The organism is Kitasatospora sp. NPDC093558 (assembly GCF_040683475.1).
Taxonomy (GTDB): domain Bacteria; phylum Actinomycetota; class Actinomycetes; order Streptomycetales; family Streptomycetaceae; genus Kitasatospora.
Window position 1 is genome coordinate 1 of the sequence record NZ_JBFBDY010001135.1, and the last position, 1,478, is coordinate 1,478.

The 1,478-nt window shown below is 75.9% G+C and carries 2 pseudogenes; one reads left to right on the forward strand and one right to left on the reverse strand.

The window, feature by feature from the left end:
* Positions 1-95, reverse strand: a pseudogene (locus AB0O00_RS39150) (snapalysin family zinc-dependent metalloprotease); the annotation flags it as partial.
* A 47-nt stretch (positions 96-142) separates the two neighbouring features.
* On the opposite strand from AB0O00_RS39150, the pseudogene AB0O00_RS39155 reads away from it, so the two are divergent.
* A pseudogene (locus AB0O00_RS39155) lies at positions 143-1,478 on the forward strand (SDR family oxidoreductase); the annotation flags it as partial.

Here is a 1,478-nt window from a genome sequence, read left to right on the forward strand (position 1 = left end):
GGGCCGGAGTAGTGGTCGGGCAGGCCGAGCACGTGCCCGGTCTCGTGCGCGGTGACGCGCAGCGAGTTGTACTGCTGGTTCTGCTGGTAGTCGAGCCGAGGACTTCACCCGCCTCCTCACCGACCTCGGCCCCGACTACCGCACCGTCGCCCACCTCTGGAACCTCGACCTGCCGCCGCTCGACACCGTGGCCCGCGACGACCTCGACCGGCTGGCCGGCCTCGGCGCCTACTCGCTCGTCGCCCTCGCCCAGGCCCTGCCCGACGCCCGGCCGGACGGGCGGCTGCACATCGTCACCCGCGGCACGCAGGCCACCGGCCCGGACGACCGCGTTGAGCCGCTCGGCGCCCCCGCCTGGGGCCTCGGCCGGGTGCTCTGGCAACAGGAACTCGTCGCCCAGCGCGGCATGTTGGTCGATCTGGAAGCCGCCTCCGAAGTACGAGAGCTCGACGCCTCCAGCGACCTGCTCGACGAGGTCGACGCACTGCTGCGCGAGCTGACCGCGTCGGCCCCGCACGGCGAGCAGGAGATCGCCCTGCGCGGCGGCCGCCGCCTCACCGCCCGGCTGCGCCCCGCCGAGGGGCTCCCCTAGCCGCTGCCGCTGAGCCTGCGGCCCGACGGCAGCTACCTCGTCACCGGCGCGTTCGGCGCGCTCGGCCGACTGCTGTGCCGCACCCTCGTGCGGCGCGGCGCCCGGCGGCTGATCCTTCTCGGCCGCACCGCCCTGCCCGAGCGCGACCGCTGGCGGCACACCGACCCCGAGAGCCCGGCCGGAGCGCGGATCGCCTTCCTGCGCGAGCTGGAGGCGCTCGGCGCCGAGGCCCTCGTCGCGCCGGTGGACGTCACCGACGAAGCCGCCCTCGCCGCCTGGCTCGCCGACTACCGCGACCGCCAACTCCCGCCCATCCGGGGCGCGTTCCACCTCGCCGGACAGGTCCGCGACACCCTGCTCCCGCAGATGGACCGCGCCGCCTTCGACGCCGGGTACCTGCCCAAGGTGGTCGGCGGCCACCTCCTGCACCGGCTGCTGCGCGACGAACCGCTCGACCACTTCGTGCTGTTCGCCTCCGTCGCCTCCCTGCTCACCACCGCCGGGCAGACCAACTACGCGGCGGGCAACGCCTTCCTCGACGCGCTCGCCCACCGACGCCGCGCCGACGGCCTGCCCGCGATCAGCCTGGACTGGGGCCCGTGGGCCACCGGCATGATCGAGGAGCTCGGCCTCGTCGCCCACTACCGGGACGCCCGCGGCATGAGCTCGCTGCCGCCCGAGGCCGGTACCGCCGTCCTGGAACGGGTGATCGGTCAGGACCGCGCCCAGCTGCTCGTCGCGACCGTCGTCGACTGGCCGGTCTTCCTCGCCTGGTACCCCGAGCCGCCGCCCCTCGTCGCCGACCTCGCGGCCGGCGCCGCCGAACCCGCCGAGGCCGAGACCGGCGGGCTCCTGGCCGCCTTCCGCGCCGCCGACCCGGCCGGCC